At 71.3% G+C, this 15873-nt stretch carries 15 protein-coding genes and 1 tRNA gene; 15 read left to right on the plus strand and 1 reads right to left on the minus strand.

Features of this window, described 5'->3' with window-relative positions:
• Window positions 1-18 precede the first annotated feature (18 nt).
• The 9 genes from csrA to TR42_RS13730 all read left to right on the plus strand — a co-directional run bounded on the left by csrA (window position 19) and on the right by TR42_RS13730 (window position 6805).
• The gene (gene csrA / locus TR42_RS13690; protein WP_042216872.1) at window positions 19-252 is read left to right on the plus strand and encodes a carbon storage regulator CsrA; all 234 of its coding nucleotides are present in this window, start codon (window positions 19-21) and stop codon (window positions 250-252) included.
• Window positions 253-365: 113 nt separating this feature from the next.
• On the plus strand, window positions 366-2645 hold the full coding sequence (locus TR42_RS13695) for a chemotaxis protein CheW (protein WP_042216874.1): 2280 nt from the start codon (window positions 366-368) through the stop codon (window positions 2643-2645).
• Between the two features lies 1 nt (window position 2646).
• Window positions 2647-3066 carry a chemotaxis protein CheW gene (locus tag TR42_RS13700; protein WP_042216877.1) on the plus strand — a complete coding sequence of 140 codons (420 nt, stop codon included), beginning with the start codon at window positions 2647-2649 and terminating at the stop codon, window positions 3064-3066.
• A gap of 124 nt (window positions 3067-3190) precedes the next feature.
• Window positions 3191-4252 (plus strand): protein-glutamate methylesterase/protein-glutamine glutaminase, encoded by a 1062-nt coding sequence (locus TR42_RS13705; RefSeq protein WP_042216879.1) that lies wholly within the window; start codon window positions 3191-3193, stop codon window positions 4250-4252.
• Window positions 4249-5061, plus strand: a complete 813-nt coding sequence (locus TR42_RS13710) for a CheR family methyltransferase (protein ID WP_042216881.1) — start codon at window positions 4249-4251, stop codon at window positions 5059-5061. The genes TR42_RS13705 and TR42_RS13710 overlap by 4 nt, the downstream gene beginning before the upstream one ends.
• Window positions 5058-5441, plus strand: a complete 384-nt coding sequence (locus TR42_RS13715; RefSeq protein WP_042216883.1) for a response regulator — start codon at window positions 5058-5060, stop codon at window positions 5439-5441. The genes TR42_RS13710 and TR42_RS13715 overlap by 4 nt, the downstream gene beginning before the upstream one ends.
• Window positions 5438-5908 carry a chemotaxis protein CheX gene (locus TR42_RS13720; RefSeq protein WP_052406161.1) on the plus strand — a complete coding sequence of 157 codons (471 nt, stop codon included), beginning with the start codon at window positions 5438-5440 and terminating at the stop codon, window positions 5906-5908. The genes TR42_RS13715 and TR42_RS13720 overlap by 4 nt, the downstream gene beginning before the upstream one ends.
• Before the next feature lie 40 nt (window positions 5909-5948).
• Window positions 5949-6311 (plus strand): response regulator, encoded by a 363-nt coding sequence (locus TR42_RS13725; RefSeq protein ID WP_042216885.1) that lies wholly within the window; start codon window positions 5949-5951, stop codon window positions 6309-6311.
• Window positions 6308-6805, plus strand: coding sequence for a hypothetical protein (locus tag TR42_RS13730; RefSeq protein WP_042216887.1), 498 nt, complete (start codon window positions 6308-6310; stop codon window positions 6803-6805). Before TR42_RS13725 ends, TR42_RS13730 begins: the two co-directional genes overlap by 4 nt.
• Before the next feature lie 55 nt (window positions 6806-6860).
• Here the strand turns inward: TR42_RS13730 and TR42_RS13735 are convergent, their stop codons facing one another.
• Entirely contained in the window at window positions 6861-7544 is a 684-nt protein-coding gene (locus TR42_RS13735) for a M15 family metallopeptidase (protein ID WP_042216890.1), read from the minus strand.
• A 176-nt stretch (window positions 7545-7720) separates the two neighbouring features.
• Here TR42_RS13735 and TR42_RS13740 point away from each other — a divergent pair, with 176 nt between their 5' ends.
• The 6 genes from TR42_RS13740 to TR42_RS13765 all read left to right on the plus strand — a co-directional run bounded on the left by TR42_RS13740 (window position 7721) and on the right by TR42_RS13765 (window position 15873).
• Window positions 7721-9322 (plus strand): methyl-accepting chemotaxis protein, encoded by a 1602-nt coding sequence (locus TR42_RS13740; RefSeq protein WP_042216892.1) that lies wholly within the window; start codon window positions 7721-7723, stop codon window positions 9320-9322.
• A gap of 67 nt (window positions 9323-9389) precedes the next feature.
• On the plus strand, window positions 9390-10991 hold the full coding sequence (locus TR42_RS13745) for a methyl-accepting chemotaxis protein (RefSeq protein WP_081953419.1): 1602 nt from the start codon (window positions 9390-9392) through the stop codon (window positions 10989-10991).
• A 176-nt stretch (window positions 10992-11167) separates the two neighbouring features.
• Window positions 11168-12766 (plus strand): methyl-accepting chemotaxis protein, encoded by a 1599-nt coding sequence (locus TR42_RS13750; RefSeq protein ID WP_042216895.1) that lies wholly within the window; start codon window positions 11168-11170, stop codon window positions 12764-12766.
• 100 nt (window positions 12767-12866) lie between these two features.
• Complete coding sequence (locus TR42_RS13755; RefSeq protein ID WP_081953420.1) at window positions 12867-14435, plus strand: methyl-accepting chemotaxis protein; 1569 nt, start codon at window positions 12867-12869, stop codon at window positions 14433-14435.
• Window positions 14436-14523: 88 nt separating this feature from the next.
• On the plus strand, window positions 14524-15714 hold the full coding sequence (locus TR42_RS13760; protein WP_081953421.1) for a methyl-accepting chemotaxis protein: 1191 nt from the start codon (window positions 14524-14526) through the stop codon (window positions 15712-15714).
• A 75-nt stretch (window positions 15715-15789) separates the two neighbouring features.
• Window positions 15790-15873, plus strand: a tRNA-Leu gene (locus tag TR42_RS13765).

Raw genomic sequence — 15873 nt, forward strand, 5'->3', positions numbered from 1 at the left:
AGCGGATACCGTGGACCCATGCTTGTCCTGTCCCGACGCATCGGCGAGAAGCTCGTCATCGGCTCCGACATCGTGGTGACCGTGCTCGACGTGCGCTCGGACGGGGTGCGCGTGGGCATCGATGCGCCGAGCGAGATCCGGGTCACGCGGGCCGAGATCCTCGAGGCCATCGAGCGCGAGAACGCCGCCTCCGCCGCGGTGGACGATGCGGCGGCCGACGGCCTGCGCCGTCTCCCCCCGCCGCCCGCCTGACGCCGGCGCGACGCCCGCACCGGGCGGACCGGACTGCTCACCACGTCGGCGCCCGTGCCGATGGGTCACCCGACATGGCCTCAGCGCCGACCCCTGGGTGACGGGAGCATTCGATGGACGCGATGGACGAGATCGTCCGCGAGTTCGTGGTGGAGAGCTACGAGAACCTCGACCAGCTCGACTCCGATCTGGTCGCGCTCGAGAGCGAGGTGGGCTCACGTGCGCTGCTGAGCTCGGTCTTCCGGACTATCCACACGATCAAGGGCACCAGCGGCTTCCTCGGCTTCGGCGCCCTCGAGGCCGTCACCCACGTGGGCGAGAGCCTCCTCGCGGAGCTGCGCGACGGCAAGCGCGAGATGACGCAGCGCACCACCGACGTGCTGCTCACGATGGTCGACTGCGTCCGCGAGATCCTCCGCTCGATCGAGGCCACCGGCGCCGAGGGCGACCTCGACACCACCGCCGTGGTCGCGTCGATCCAGGCCGTCCTCGACGGCGAGGAGGCGCCGGCCGCGCCCGCGCCGGCGGTGACGCCCGCCGAGGCGCTGGCCGTCGAGCCCGAGACCGCGGCCGACCCCGAGCCCGCGCCCGCGCCCGCCGCCGTCACCCCCGTCCTTCCCGCGAAGCCCGCCGAGCAGGCGCCCGCCCCGGCGCCCGTCGCCGCGGTGCAGCCCGCCGCATCGTCCGAGCCCGCGCCCCGCGACCTCGACGAGGCCCCGGTGCGCTCGGCGACCGAGTCCTCGATCCGCGTCGACGTCGAGGTGCTCGACGCGCTCATGCGTCACGTGGGCGAGCTGGTGCTCGCGCGCAACGCCATGACGAGCATCGCGGCCGACATCGACGACCCCGCGCTCGTGCACGCGACGCAGCGCCTCGCGCTCATCGCGACCGAGCTGCAGCAGGGCGTGATGAAGACGCGCATGCAGCCCATCGACAACGTGTGGTCGAAGGTGCCGCGCATGGTGCGCGACATCTCCGCCTCGCTGGGCCGCCAGGTGCGGCTCGACATGATCGGCAAGGAGACCGAGCTCGACCGCGGCGTCCTCGAGGCCATCAAGGACCCGCTGACGCACCTCATCCGCAACGCGATCGACCACGGCATCGAGTCGCCCGAGCAGCGCGTCGCGGCGGGCAAGCCCGAGCAGGGCGTGCTCACGCTGCGCGCCTTCCACCAGGGCGGCCAGGTGGTCATCGAGATCGCCGATGACGGCAAGGGCATCGACCCGCAGGCGATCGCGGCCAAGGCCGTCGAGCGCGGGCTGCGGACCTCCTCCGAGGTCGCCGACCTCGCGCCGCAGGACGTGTTCCAGCTGCTGTTCCTGCCGGGCTTCTCGACCGCGGAGAAGGTCACGCACGTGTCCGGCCGCGGCGTCGGCATGGACGTGGTGAAGACCAAGGTCGACGCGATCGGCGGCGTGGTCGACGTCCAGTCGACGGTCGGGGTCGGCACCACGTGGCGCCTGCGCATCCCGCTGACGCTCGCGATCATGCCCGCGCTCACGGTCGAGTGCGCCTCCGAGACCTACGCGATCCCGCAGATCAACCTGCTCGAGCTGCTCGCGATCGACGACAAGCAGTCGGGCGTCGAGTACGTCGGCGAGGCCCCGGTGTTCCGCCTCCGCGGGCGCCTGCTGCCGCTGGTCGACCTGCGCGACGTGCTCGGCAGGGAGCCGCGCGAGTCGCTCGTCGGCGCGGTCATCGCGGTGATGCACGCGGACGGCGGGCGCTTCGGCCTCCTCGTCGACCAGGTGCGCAACACCGAGGAGATCGTCGCGAAGCCCATCTCCGCGGCGATCAAGGGCATCGGCCTCTACGCCGGCGCGACCCTGCTCGGCGACGGCTCGGTCACCCTCATCCTCGACATCCCCGCCGTGGCGCGCCGCGCGCTCGAGCTCCAGGAGACCGCGGCGGACGATCGCACCGCGGTGGTGACGGACTCCGGCGAGACCGAGCAGATGCTCATCGTCTCCGTCGGCGAGGACCGCCAGGTCGCGATGCCGATGGGCGCGGTCACGCGCCTCGAACGGTTCCCCCTGGAGATCCTCGAGAGGGTCTCCGGGTCGCTGGTCATGCAGTACCGCGAGCGGATCACCCCGGTGGTCGACCTCGCGCAGATCCTCGGCCTCGGGACGACGTTCCGCGAGGAGCTCGCCGTGGTGGTCTGCCAGCGCGGCGACCGCACCGTGGCGCTCGTCGCGGACGAGGTGGTCGACATCGTCGAGTGCGCGACCGATGAGCGCTCCGAGGTGTCCGGCTACGGGCTGCTCGGCTCGATCATCGTCCGCGGCCGGGTCACCGAGCTGCTCGACCTCGAGGCGACCGTGCGGGACGTGGACGCCCGCTTCTACGACGCGCAGGACGCCGAGCTCGTCGGCGCCGGATCGGAGCACTGAGATGCGACACCAGCTCGCCACGTTCAAGCTCGACGACTGCCTGTACGGGATCGACGTGTCCCGCGTGCAGGAGGCGCTGCGCATGCAGGAGCACACCCCCGTGCCCCACGCGCCCGAGGGGGTGGCCGGCCTGGTCAACCTCCGCGGGCAGGTGGTGCTGCTCGTGGACCTGCGCGTGCGGCTCGGCCGCGAGGCGTTCACGGCCGACGACGAGCCGATGATGATGGTGGTCAAGGTCGACGGCGAGCCCGTGTCGCTCCTCGTGGACCAGGTGGGCGACGTGCTCGAGATCGAGGCCTCGCGCTTCGGCTCGCCGCCGCCCACGCTCGAGTCCGCGCTGCGCGACTTCGTCACCGGCGTCTACTCGCTCGACGACCAGCTGCTGCTCGCGCTCGACGTCGATCTCGCCGCCCAGGTCTGATCCCTCCCACCCTTCGCGCCCCCCGGCGCCCCGTACCGGCGCCCCGCGCCCGACAAGGAGCCCACATGTCCCACGCGAGCATCGCGTCCGGCGTCTCGGCCGCCGGCGTGGATCGGCGGCCGTGATGGCGCCGATCCGGGTGCTGGTGGTCGACGACTCCGTGGTGGTGCGGCGCATCGTCTCGGAGGCGCTCGCCTCGGATCCCGCGATCGAGGTCGTGGGCGTGGCCCAGAACGGCTCGATCGCGCTCACCAAGGTCGCGGCGCTCAAGCCCGACCTCATCACCATGGACATCGAGATGCCCGTGATGGACGGCATCGAGGCCGTGCGGGCGCTGCGTCGCTCGGGCGTGCGCACGCCCATCGTGATGTTCTCGACCCTCACGTCGCACGGCGCCTCCGCGACGCTCGACGCGCTCGCGGCCGGCGCGTCGGACTACGCGACCAAGCCGACGCAGGTCGCGAACCCGGCCGAGGCGGTCGCGGTCATCACGTCGCAGCTCATCCCTAAGGTCAAGGCCCTCTGCGGCGCCTCCCCCGTCGCCGCCTCCGCGGCGCGTCCCCGCTCGGGCGGCGCGCTCACCCGGGCGCCGCGGGCGATCGTCGTGGGCTCGTCGACCGGCGGTCCCGAGGCGCTGTCCAAGCTGTTCGGCGCGCTCGACGCGCCGCTGCCCGTGCCCGTGCTGGTGGTCCAGCACATGCCGCCGATGTTCACCACGCAGCTCGCGGCCCGGCTCGACCGCATCGGCCCGTCCACGGTGGTCGAGGCGTCCGGCAACGAGCGGCTGGTGCCCGGCACGGTCTACATCGCTCCGGGCGACCTCCACCTCGAGGTCAAGCAGCTCGGCGCGGCCGTGGTCACGGCCGTGAGCGGCGCCCCCCAGGTGAACTTCTGCCGGCCCGCCGTGGACGTGCTGTTCCGGTCCGCGGTGCGGACCTTCGGCGGCGACCTCCTCGGCGTGGTGCTCACCGGCATGGGCTCCGACGGGCGCGACGGCGCGCGCGAGCTGGTGGACGCCGGCGGCCGCATGATCGCGCAGGACCAGGCGACCTCGGTGGTCTGGGGGATGCCCGGAGCCGTCGCCGCCGCGGGTCTCGCGCACGAGATCCTGCCGCTCGAGAGCGTGGCCGGCGCCGTGGCGCGGGCCGCCCAGGGACGCCTGTCCGGATCGGGGGTCCGCGCATGACGCTCGCACCCGACTCGTTCGACTTCGTCGCCACCCTGGTGCGACGGCGCAGCGCGATCCAGCTCGACGTGGGCAAGGAGTACCTGGTCGAGAGCCGCCTCGCGCCTCTGGCGCGCTCCGCGGGCGCCATCGACGTCGAGGCGTTCATCCGCAGCGTGCGCGCCAACGTCACGCTGCACGACCAGGTGGTCGAGGCGCTCACCACCAACGAGACCTCGTGGTTCCGCGATCGCCATCCGTTCGACGTGCTCAAGGACACCGTGATCCCCGACGCGATGACCCGACGCGGCGGCCAGCTGCGCGTGTGGTCGGCGGCGTGCTCGTCCGGCCAGGAGCCGTACTCGATCGCGATGACCGTGGCCGAGCACTTCCCTCAGCTGCGCGCGAGCATCGTCGCCACGGACCTCTCGGAGAGCGTCCTCGCGCAGGGCCGCGCCGGGCAGTACTCGCAGCTCGAGGTCAACCGTGGGCTGCCCGCGCCGCTGCTGGTCAAGCACTTCGAGCGCAAGGGGCCCGTGTTCGAGGTCAGCGAGCAGCTGCGGTCCATGGTGACGTTCCGCCGGCACAACCTGCTGGACGCGCCGCCGCTCGGCGGGCCGTTCGACGTGGTGTTCCTGCGCAACGTCCTCATCTACTTCGACGTGGCGACCAAGCGTGACGTGATGCGTCGCGTGCGGTCGGTTCTCGCACCCGGAGGCTGGGTCCTGCTGGGCGCTGCGGAGAGCACCATCGGCGTCGACGACATCTGGGAGCGCGTGCCCGTCGCGGGCGGCGCCTTGTACCGACCCCGGGAAGGGAAGGCAGCATGAAGGCACTTGTGATCGACGACTCCCGCGTGATGCGCCGGATCATCGGCGCGATCCTCACCGACGTCGGCTTCGAGGTGATCGAGGCGGGCGACGGGCAGGAGGCGCTCATGCGGCTCGAGCAGCATCCTGACGTGCGGCTGTGCTGCATCGACTGGAACATGCCGGTGATGAACGGATACGAGTTCATCGTCGCGACGCGCAAGCGTCCCGAGTACCGCGACATCACGCTGATGATGATCACCACGGAGGGCGAGCAGGAGCAGATCGTCCGCGCGCTCGCCGCGGGGGCCCATGAGTACGTCATCAAGCCGTTCACGGCGGACGTCATCGTCGACAAGCTCGGCTACCTGGGTCTGCTCGACGCGGAGGTCCACGCGTGACCGCGACCATCGACTGGGCGCCGGTGCTCGCCGGCGACCCGCTGCTCCAGATCTCCCAGGAGCTCTTCTCCACCATGATCGACCTCGAGCCGGGGCTCGTGGAGCGCTGGGTCGGCGACCGCCCGATCCTCGACGACCCGCGGTACACCTGGGTCGACGTCGCCGGCGAGCAGCTGGTCCGCGTGGTGATCGGCACGGGCCGTGAGACGGGCGAGGCGATCACCCGGGCGCTGCTCGGGCTGCCCGACGGCACGCCCGTGAGCGACGAGGACTACGTCGACGCCGTCGGCGAGGTCGCGAACGTGGTGTGCGGCAACGTCAAGTCGCTCGTCACCCACCCGGGGACGCTCACCATCCCGGTGGTGGCGCCCGCGGCGCCCGCCCTTGAGCACGGCACGTGCCTCGAGGACGCCTGCCTGAGCTGGCGCGGAGCGCCCATCACCGTCGCGCTGTGGCTGCTGCCCTGACGCGACGCACCAGATTTCTGAAGGAAGGGAGGTCGACGCCATGAAGGTGGTCGTCGCCGATGACAGCCGCGTGATGCGGCAGATCGTGATCCGTACCCTGCGCCAGGCGGGCTACGACTGGTGGGACATCGAGGAGGCCGAGGACGGGGCCGATGCGCTGGGCAAGATCCGCGCGTCCCAGCCCGACTTCGTGCTCTCCGACTGGAACATGCCGAACATGACGGGCATCGACCTGCTGCGCTCGCTGCGCGCGGAGGGCAACGAGACGCCGTTCGCGTTCGTGACGTCCGAGGGCTCGCCCCAGATGCGCGAGCAGGCGGACCAGGCGGGCGCGCTGTTCCTCATCGCCAAGCCGTTCACCGCGGACATCTTCCGCGAGACCATCGACCCCTTCATCGGATGAGCGCCACCGCCCTGCGCCCGACGCCCGTCCCGAGCGCGTTCGAGGTCCGTGAGCTGTTCGCCGGCATGCTCGGCCGCGAGGTCGAGTGGGACGGTAACGCCAAGCGTGTCGACCCGCTCGACGGCGCGACCGTCGCGATGTACGTCGACGACCTCGGCAACCTCGCCGCGGTCGCCCTCATGGACATCGCGCTGACCGCGCGCGCCGGCTCGGCGATCGCGCTCATGCCCCAGGTGGGCGCGGAGAGCGCCGTCAAGGACGGGCTCGTCACGCCCGCGATGTTCGACAACTCCGCGGAGATCCTCAACGTCGCGGCGTCCATGTTCAACAAGCCGGACACGCCGCACCTGCGGCTGCTCGAGACGTTCGCGCCGCGCGAGACGCTGCCCGCGGACGTCAACGACCTGTGCCTGCTCCAAGGCAGCCGCATCGACGGCGGGCTCGAGATCCAGGGCTACGGGTCCGGGAGGATCTCGGTGGTGGTCGCCTACTGATCCGCATCCTCCCGACCTTCGGCACGGCCGCGTCCCCTCGGGGGCGCGGCCGATGTCATGCGGCGGGCTGGAACTCCCAGTGCCAGGGCTCGCGGTCGACGGCCTCGACGAACCCGTACTCTCGGGCGTGCGCCCGCATCCAGGCGAGCGCGTCCGCGTCGAGGTCGAGGTCCGCCGCGAGGCCCCACCCGTGCTGGCTGGTGCCAGGCACGGCGGCGAGGCCGCCGTTGAGGTACAGCCCCTTGCTGGCGGCGACGGCGACCTGCGCGTCGTAGTCGCGATACCCGTCGGTGACGCCGATGGAGATGCCGTCCGCGGCCGCATCGGCGATCAGCTGGTCGAGCTGCTCCGCCGCGGGCGTCCACAGCCGCTCGGTGGATCCGGCGATGGGGCTCAGCGCCTCCTCCGGGATCAGGCCGTTGCCGTACCCGGCGAGCGCGACCGGCACGCCGTCCGAGTTGAGCAGCGCCGCCGCGGAGGCGAGCGGGTCGAGGCCCGTGGTCGAGGCCGCGAGAAGGTCCGCGAACGTCGTCGCAGTCGATCCCGTCGCTCCGGTCAGGCCGGAGACCAGGGACGATGTTCCGTCCAGCGTGGAGGTGGCCGCCAGGGTGGCAGCGGTCGCGGTGCTCGTCGTCGTGCTCGCCTGGAGCGAGGCGATCGCGGCCGGGATGGGCGCGGTAGCGCCCATGCGCGTCTGGATCTCGCTGATGCGCTGCGTGATCGCGCTGATCGCTTCCACTGGCCCCCCTCGTGCAGGTCTCCCGGGCCCTATCGGCGACGGGCGGCGCGATGTGAGGACGGGAGCGCCGATGCGGGCGCTCCGCGGTGCGGGGTCGCGAACGCTTACCACCGCGCGCGGCGGACCGATGAGAACAGTGTCACCCCCCGTGTGACCGGAGACCCTTGGAGAGACTCATGGACGCTGCTCAGTCCGCCCCCGACGCCGCGCGCCGGCGCTTCCCTCTCACCGCGAAGATCCTCGGCGCCTTCGGCGCCGTCGTCGCGATCCTCGCCGCGGTGGGCGTGTTCTCGATCGCGCAGATGCATGCGCAGGGCGACAGCCAGCAGGCCGTGACCGAGCGCGCGTACCGCGCGGACATGGCGGTCGCCGAGCTGACGGACGCGTTCTGGCAGATGCGCGCGCAGAGCCTGCGCCTGCGGGCGGTCGAGCCCGCGGACCAGGCGGCCGCCTACGCCACGCTTCAGCAGCTCCAGGGCGAGTTCGAGGCCGAGTTCGCGACGCTGGGGGCGACCTTCGAGGAGCTCTTCGGCGTGCCGCTCGCGGACGACGGCGGCGCCGGCATCGCGACCTACGAGCGCTACAAGCTGGCCCAGGCCTCGGCCTTCGACCCCGCGTACAGCGGCGAGATCATCTCGAAGGAGGAGCGCGCCGAGCTGGGCGACGCGATGGTCGCGGCCGTGAGCTCGCTCACCGAGCAGATCGGCCCGCAGGTCGTCGCCGGGATCGAGGCGGCCGACGCCGAGGTCAACCGTGTCGCGGTGGTGCTCACCGCCATCGTGGTCGCGGGCATCGTCCTCGCCATGGGTCTCGGGATCGTGCTCGCGCGCCGGATCACCGGCGCGGCGGGCGAGCTCAAGGTCGCGATCGACGCGCTGGCGGACGGTGATCTCACGGTCGAGGCCGAGGTGCGGTCGAACGATGAGGTGGGCGACATGGCGCGCTCGCTCGCCCGGGCGCAGTCGTCGCTCAGGGAGACGATGGCGGGTGTGGTGTCGTCGGCGGTGACGGTGGCGGCTGCGGCGGAGGAGCTGTCGGCGGCGAATGCGCAGGTGTCGGCGGGGTCGCAGGAGACGTCCGCGCGTGCGGGTGTGGTGGCGAACGCTGCTGACGAGGTGAACCGCAGCGTGCAGGCGGTGGCGTCGGGTGCGGAGCAGATGGGTGCGTCGATCAAGGAGATTGCGCACAACGCGAACGAGGCCGCTCGGGTGGCGGCTCAGGCCACGGGTGTGGCGGAGTCGACCACGGAGAAGGTCGGTCGTCTGGGTGCGTCGTCGCAGGAGATCGGTGACGTGATCAAGGTGATCTCGTCCATTGCCGAGCAGACGAACCTGCTGGCGCTGAACGCGACGATCGAGGCGGCCAGGGCCGGCGAGGCGGGCAAGGGCTTCGCCGTGGTCGCGGGTGAGGTGAAGGATCTGGCGCAGGAGACGGCGAAGGCGACCGAGGAGGTCGCGCGCAGGGTCTCGGCGATCCAGGAGGACACCGGCGGTGCCGTGGAGGCGATCGGTGAGATCTCGACCATCGTGAAGCAGATCAACGACTTCCAGCTCACCATCGCGTCGGCGGTGGAGGAGCAGACCGCGACGACGGCGGAGATGTCGCGTGGCGTGGCCGAGGCCGCGACCGGGTCCGGAGACATCGCCGGGTCCATCGCGACCGTGGCGGAGTCCTCCGCGGAGGCGTCCACCACTCTCGCCCAGATGGGCGCCTCGGTCGCGGAGCTCGCCGAGCTGTCCGCCGACCTGCGCGCGAAGGTCGCCACCTTCACGTACTAGTGCCTTTCAGCCCGATCCACGGACGGATCGGAGTCCCCGTCGCAACCTCTCAATGGATGGAGAGAACATGGAAAACCCCCCTGTCGAGCCGGGCCACCGTCGCTTCCGGTTCACGCTTCCCGTGCAGGTGTTCACCGCGGTCGGAGCGGTGGTGGTCGCGCTGTTGACGACCGGCACCGTCGCGAACGGCGCGCTCGAGCTGGTCCACGAGGCGGACGAGGAGATGATCGCCGCGGAGGGGCAGCTCTCCGAGTCGATGATCGAGCTCCGCGATGCGCTGTGGAGCTCGCGCGCCGCAAGCCTCAGGATCGACGCAGCGACGCGCGGCCAGGCCGCCGCGCGTATCGACGACCTCAAGGCCAGCTTCGCCGTCTTCGAGGAGCGGCTGGCCGCGTTCACGTCCGACTACGCGGAGACCTTCGGTGAGCCGCTCCCCAGCGTCGACCTGGTCCAGCAGACGTGGGAGGGCTACAAGGCGGCCGCGCTCGTGGACGGCACCGCGAAGATCACGTCGACGGGTGCCACCAGCGGCACCGCGACCGGCGGCTTCGGCGTGACTCTCGACTCGCAGCTCGGAGAGTTCTCGCGCTTCGTCGATCAGCGGCTCGAGGACCGGCTGGCCACCACGGCGGCCCAGGCGGCCTCCGCACAGCGGATGTTCGTCATCATCACCGTCATCGGCCTGGCCGGCGGCATCGCCGCCGGCGTGGTGGTGGCGCGTCGCATCCGCCGCAACTCCGCTGCGCTCAAGGACGCGATCAAGGCGCTCGCGGACGGCGATCTCACCGTCGAGCCCCAGGTCCGCAGCCGCGACGAGATGGGCGAGATGGCCCACCTCCTCACGCAGGCGCAGTCGTCGCTGCGGGAGACGATGGCGGGTGTGGTGTCGTCGGCGGTGACGGTGGCGGCTGCGGCGGAGGAGCTGTCGGCGGCGAATGCGCAGGTGTCGGCCGGATCGCAGGAGACGTCCGCGCGTGCGGGTGTGGTGGCGAACGCCGCTGATGAGGTGAACCGCAGCGTGCAGGCGGTGGCGTCGGGTGCGGAGCAGATGGGTGCGTCGATCAAGGAGATCTCGCATCATGCGAACGAGGCGTCGCGTGTGGCCGCGCAGGCCACGTCGGTCGCGGAGTCCACGAACGAGAAGATCGGTCGTCTGGGTGCGTCTTCGCAGGAGATCGGTGATGTGATCAAGGTGATCTCGTCCATTGCCGAGCAGACGAACCTGCTGGCGTTGAACGCGACCATCGAGGCCGCCAGGGCCGGCGAGGCCGGCAAGGGCTTCGCGGTCGTGGCCGGTGAGGTGAAGGATCTGGCGCAGGAGACGGCGAAGGCGACCGAGGAAGTCGCGCGCAGGGTCTCGGCGATCCAGGAGGACACCGGCGGCGCGGTGGAGGCGATCGGCGAGATCAGCGCGATCGTGAAGCAGATCAACGACTTCCAGCTCACCATCGCCTCGGCGGTCGAGGAGCAGACCGCGACCACGGCCGAGATGAGCCGTGGTGTGGCCGAGGCCGCGACCGGCTCCGGCGACATCGCCGGGTCGATCTCCTCGGTGGCGCAGTCCTCGATCGAGGCGTCGACCACGCTCGAGCAGATGGGCGCCTCGGTCGCGGAGCTCGCCGAGCTGTCCGCCGACCTGCGCGCCAAGGTCGCCACCTTCACCTACTGAACCCGCTTTTCGAGTCCCCGAAACAGCAGGAGCGTGCGGTGCCCGGACGCGTGCCGGGCGCCGCATCGTTCCTGGTTCAACGGCAGTCGTGTGAGCCTTAACATCGCTCGCCGGCGGCCGATCAGACAGGGGAAAGGGCACTCGTTGCCGTTTCACTCGATATTCGAGGGAGAACCATGGACCACCCGACCGCCGAGCTGCAGCCCATCGGGCCGCGCTTCACGCTCAAGGCCCGCCTGGGGCTCGCCTTCGGGCTGCTCTTCGTGCTCGTCGCGACGATGAGCGTCATCTCGCTCACCCGGCTCGATGCGCAGGGCTCAGAGGCGAGGCGCGCCCTGGAGAACGTCTCGGCGGCGGACGCGGCGATCGGCGAGCTTGCCGACGCCGTCTGGGAGGTCCGTACTCACGGCTTCTACCTGGCGACGCTTCCGCAGTCCGAGCTGGCGGAGCCGCTGGCCGAGCAGTACGCGCACGTCGACGAGGCGAACGCCGCGCTCGAGGCGTACGCCGCGCTCTTCGAGGAGCGCTTCGGGGAGCCCATCGCGGCGGACGAGGCGGCCCTCGCCGCGTGGGCGCAGTTCGCTGAGGCGGTGACCCTTCCCTACGAGGCCGGTTCCGGCGTCGCGCCGACGCCGGCGGCGGAGCTCGAGGCGCTCGGTCACCAGATCACCGACGCGATCGCCCAGATGCGCGCCCAGGTCGAAGAGCAGGCGGCAGCAGCGCTCGCGGTGTCCCACGACAGCACCGTGGCAGCCAAGGCGATCCTCATGGTGGTCTCCTCGATCGCGCTCCTCGGCTGCATCGGGGTCGGGACGTCGCTGTCCCTCCGGTTCACCCGCGCGATGGCCAAGGTCAACGTGGCCCTGGACGCGCTGGCGGAGGGTGACCTCACGGCGACCGCGCAGGTGCGGTCGAACGATGAGGTGGGGGACATGGCGCGCTCGCTCGCCCGGGCGCAGTCGTCGCTGCGGGAGACGATGGCGGGTGTGGTGTCGTCGGCGGTGACGGTGGCGGCTGCGGCGGAGGAGCTGTCGGCGGCGAATGCGCAGGTGTCGGCGGGGTCGCAGGAGACGTCAGCCAGGGCCGGCGTGGTGGCGAACGCCGCCGACGAGGTGAACCGCAGCGTGCAGGCGGTGGCGTCGGGTGCGGAGCAGATGGGTGCGTCGATCAAGGAGATCGCGCACAACGCGAACGAGGCCGCTCGGGTGGCGGCTCAGGCCACGGGTGTGGCGGAGTCGACCAACGAGAAGGTCGGGCGCCTGGGCGTCTCGAGCCAGGAGATCGGTGATGTGATCAAGGTGATCTCCTCCATCGCGGAGCAGACGAATCTGCTGGCCCTGAACGCGACCATCGAGGCGGCCCGCGCGGGTGAGGCCGGCAAGGGCTTCGCGGTCGTCGCGTCGGAGGTCAAGGACCTGGCGCAGGAGACCGCGAAGGCGACCGAGGAGGTCGCCCGTCGTGTCAGCGCGATCCAGGAGGACACCGGTGGCGCCGTGGAGGCGATCGGTGAGATCTCGACCATCGTGAAGCAGATCAACGACTTCCAGCTCACCATCGCCTCGGCGGTGGAGGAGCAGACCGCGACGACGGCGGAGATGTCGCGCGGCGTGGCGGAGGCCGCGACCGGGTCCGGAGACATCGCCGGGTCGATCGCGAGCGTCGCGGAGTCCTCCGCGGAGGCGTCCACCACTCTCGCCCAGATGGGCGCCTCGGTCGCGGAGCTCGCCGAGCTGTCCGCCGACCTGCGCGCCAAGGTCGCCACCTTCACCTACTAGACCCCCGCCCCGCGCCCCGGCGACCGTCGGGCGCTCGACTCGGTGCGCGCATCGTCCGGCGGTGCGCGCACCGACACCATGTTCTGAAAGGACACCCCCCATGACCCACGTTGAGACGCCTGTCGACGAGGTCGACGAGGCTCAGACGCCCGTCGAGCCCAGGGGCCGGCGGCGCTTCACCCTAGGGCAGCGCTTCTTCCTCGTGTTCGGCTTCGAGTCGCTCATGATCATCGGCCTCGCACTCCTCGGCGGCATCCAGCTCAGCCTGCAGGGGGCCGACGAGGTCGACGCGATCGAGGACGTCGACGCGGTCCACACGTCTCTGTACGACCTCAACGAGGCGCTGTGGCAGGTGCGGGTGCAGGGCATGGCGCTGACGATCGACGCCACGACGCTGCAGGAGTTCGACGACGCGTACACCGACTTCACCGCGGACTATGCGCACGCGTTCGGCGAGGCGTTCGTCGAGGACCAGGAGATGGTCGCGGCGTGGGAGACGCTCAAGGCCTCGGGCATGACCAGCGCCGACGACGTCAACTTCGTGATCTTCAACTCGTCGGTGCAGGAGGCGCTCGAGAGCGCCGCAGATCAGGTCGCGGCGATGACCGCCGATGAGATCGCCTCGACCGAGGCGCACGCTCAGACCGTCGTCCTGGTCTTCGTCGTCCTCGCCGCGATCGGCGTGGCGCACGGCATCCTGCTGGGCGTGATCATGACCCGCCGCATCGGGGGCAGCGTCCGTCGGCTCAAGGACGTGACGCAGGCGATGGCCGACGGTGACCTCACCGTCGACGTGAGCATCGACAGCAGCGATGAGATCGGCGACATGGCGCGCTCGCTCGCCCGGGCGCAGTCGTCGCTGCGGGAGACGATGGCGGGTGTGGTGTCGTCGGCGGTGACGGTGGCGGCTGCGGCGGAGGAGCTGTCTGCGGCGAATGCGCAGGTCGACGCGTCGTCCCAGCAGACTGTCGCGGGTGCCTCGGTCGTGGCGTCGTCTGCCGATGAGGTGAGTCGCAGCGTTCAGGCGGTGGCGTCGGGTGCGGAGCAGATGGGTGCGTCGATCAAGGAGATCTCGCACAATGCGAACGAGGCTGCTCGCGTCGCCGCGCAGGCGACCGACGTGGCCGAGTCCACCAACGAGAAGGTCGGGCGCCTCGGGGCGTCGTCGCAGGAGATCGGCGAGGTCATCAAGGTGATCTCGTCCATCGCGGAGCAGACGAATCTGCTGGCCCTGAACGCGACCATCGAGGCGGCCCGCGCGGGTGAGGCCGGCAAGGGCTTCGCGGTCGTCGCGTCGGAGGTCAAGGACCTGGCGCAGGAGACCGCGAAGGCGACTGAGGAGGTCGCACGCCGTGTCAGCGCGATCCAGGAGGACACCGGTGGCGCCGTGGAGGCGATCGGCGAGATCAGCGCGATCGTGAAGCAGATCAACGACTTCCAGCTCACCATCGCGTCGGCGGTGGAGGAGCAGACGGCGACCACCGCCGAGATGAGCCGTGGCGTGGCCGAGGCCGCGACCGGCTCGTCCGGCATCGCCGGGACCATCACCGCGCTTGCGCAGGCGGCCGGCGAGCAGGCGGTTGTGCGCGACCAGATCGGCACGTCCGTCAGGGAGCTCGCCGAGCTGTCCGCCGGCCTGCGCGCCAAGGTCGCCACCTTCACCTACTAGTACGGCGGCGGGAGGCCCGGCGCGACGCCGGGCCTCCCGCGGCATCCCCGCCTCGGCGCTGCTGCGCCACGAGTCCCCTTGGAGAATCATGACCACCGCTTCCGACGCCGCGCCGCGCCGCGGCCCTCGTGTCCCCCTGATGGCGCAGATCCTCGGAGCCTTCGGCACCGGCGTGCTGCTCGTCGTCGGCGTGTGCCTGCTCGCGCTCCGCGAGGTCCAGGCCCTCGCAGACGACCCGGCGGCGAGCGTGGGTGCCGCGCGTGCCATCATCCTCACCGCCCTGGTGGCGGCCGTCGCCGGCACGTCCGTCATCGGCCTGGTGCTCGCGACGCGCATCACCCGTGCGACGCGCAAGCTCACCGAGACCATCGAGGCGGCTGCGATGGGTCGGTTCACCGCGACCGCCGGCCTCACGTCGAACGACGAGCTCGGCGACATGTCCGCCGCGCTCGACCGCACCGCTGCCTCGCTACGCGCGCTCATCATGGGGATCGAGAGCACGGCGACGACGCTCGCGGACTCGGCGCGCTCGCTCACCGCGGCGAACGCCGAGGTCGGCGAGGGCACCCGCCAGGCGTCCGAGCGCGCCTCGGGCGCGGCCGCCGCCGCGGACGAGGTGAACCGCAGCGTTCAGGCGGTCGCGTCCGGCGCGGAGCAGATGGGTGCGTCGATCAAGGAGATCTCGCACAACGCGAACGAGGCTGCTCGTGTCGCCGCGCAGGCGACCGACGTGGCCGAGTCCACCAACGAGAAGGTCGGGCGCCTCGGGGCGTCGTCGCAGGAGATCGGCGAGGTCATCAAGGTGATCTCGTCCATCGCGGAGCAGACCAACCTGCTGGCCCTGAACGCGACCATCGAGGCGGCGCGCGCGGGCGAGGCCGGCAAGGGCTTCGCGGTCGTCGCGTCGGAGGTCAAGGACCTGGCGCAGGAGACCGCGAAGGCGACCGAGGAGGTCGCACGCCGTGTCAGCGCGATCCAGGAGGACACCGGTGGCGCCGTGGAGGCGATCGGCGAGATCAGCGCGATCGTGAAGCAGATCAACGACTTCCAGCTCACCATCGCGTCGGCGGTGGAGGAGCAGACGGCGACCACGGCCGAGATGCGCCGCGGGGTCACGGAGGCCGCGACCGGCTCGGGGGACATCGCGGGGTCGATCGCGTCGCTGGCCGCCGCGTCCGCGCACGGCGCCTCCGTGATCGCCGAGGCGGACGCCGCGGTGGCCGAGCTCGCGGAGCTCACCGCCTCGCTGCAGGAGACCGTCGCGTCCTTCCGCCGCTAGCCGCTCACGGGCATCGTCCCCGGCCTGGCCGGGTGTCAGGGACGCTGTCCGAATCGTGCTAGAGTTACCCGGCGCGCGCGAGTGGCGGAATAGGCAGACGCGCACGGTTCAGGTCCGTGTGCCCGAAAGGGCGTGGGGGTTCAACTCCCCCCTCGCGCA

Source organism: Demequina mangrovi (genome assembly GCF_000759715.1).
GTDB classification, from domain to species: domain Bacteria; phylum Actinomycetota; class Actinomycetes; order Actinomycetales; family Demequinaceae; genus Demequina; species Demequina mangrovi.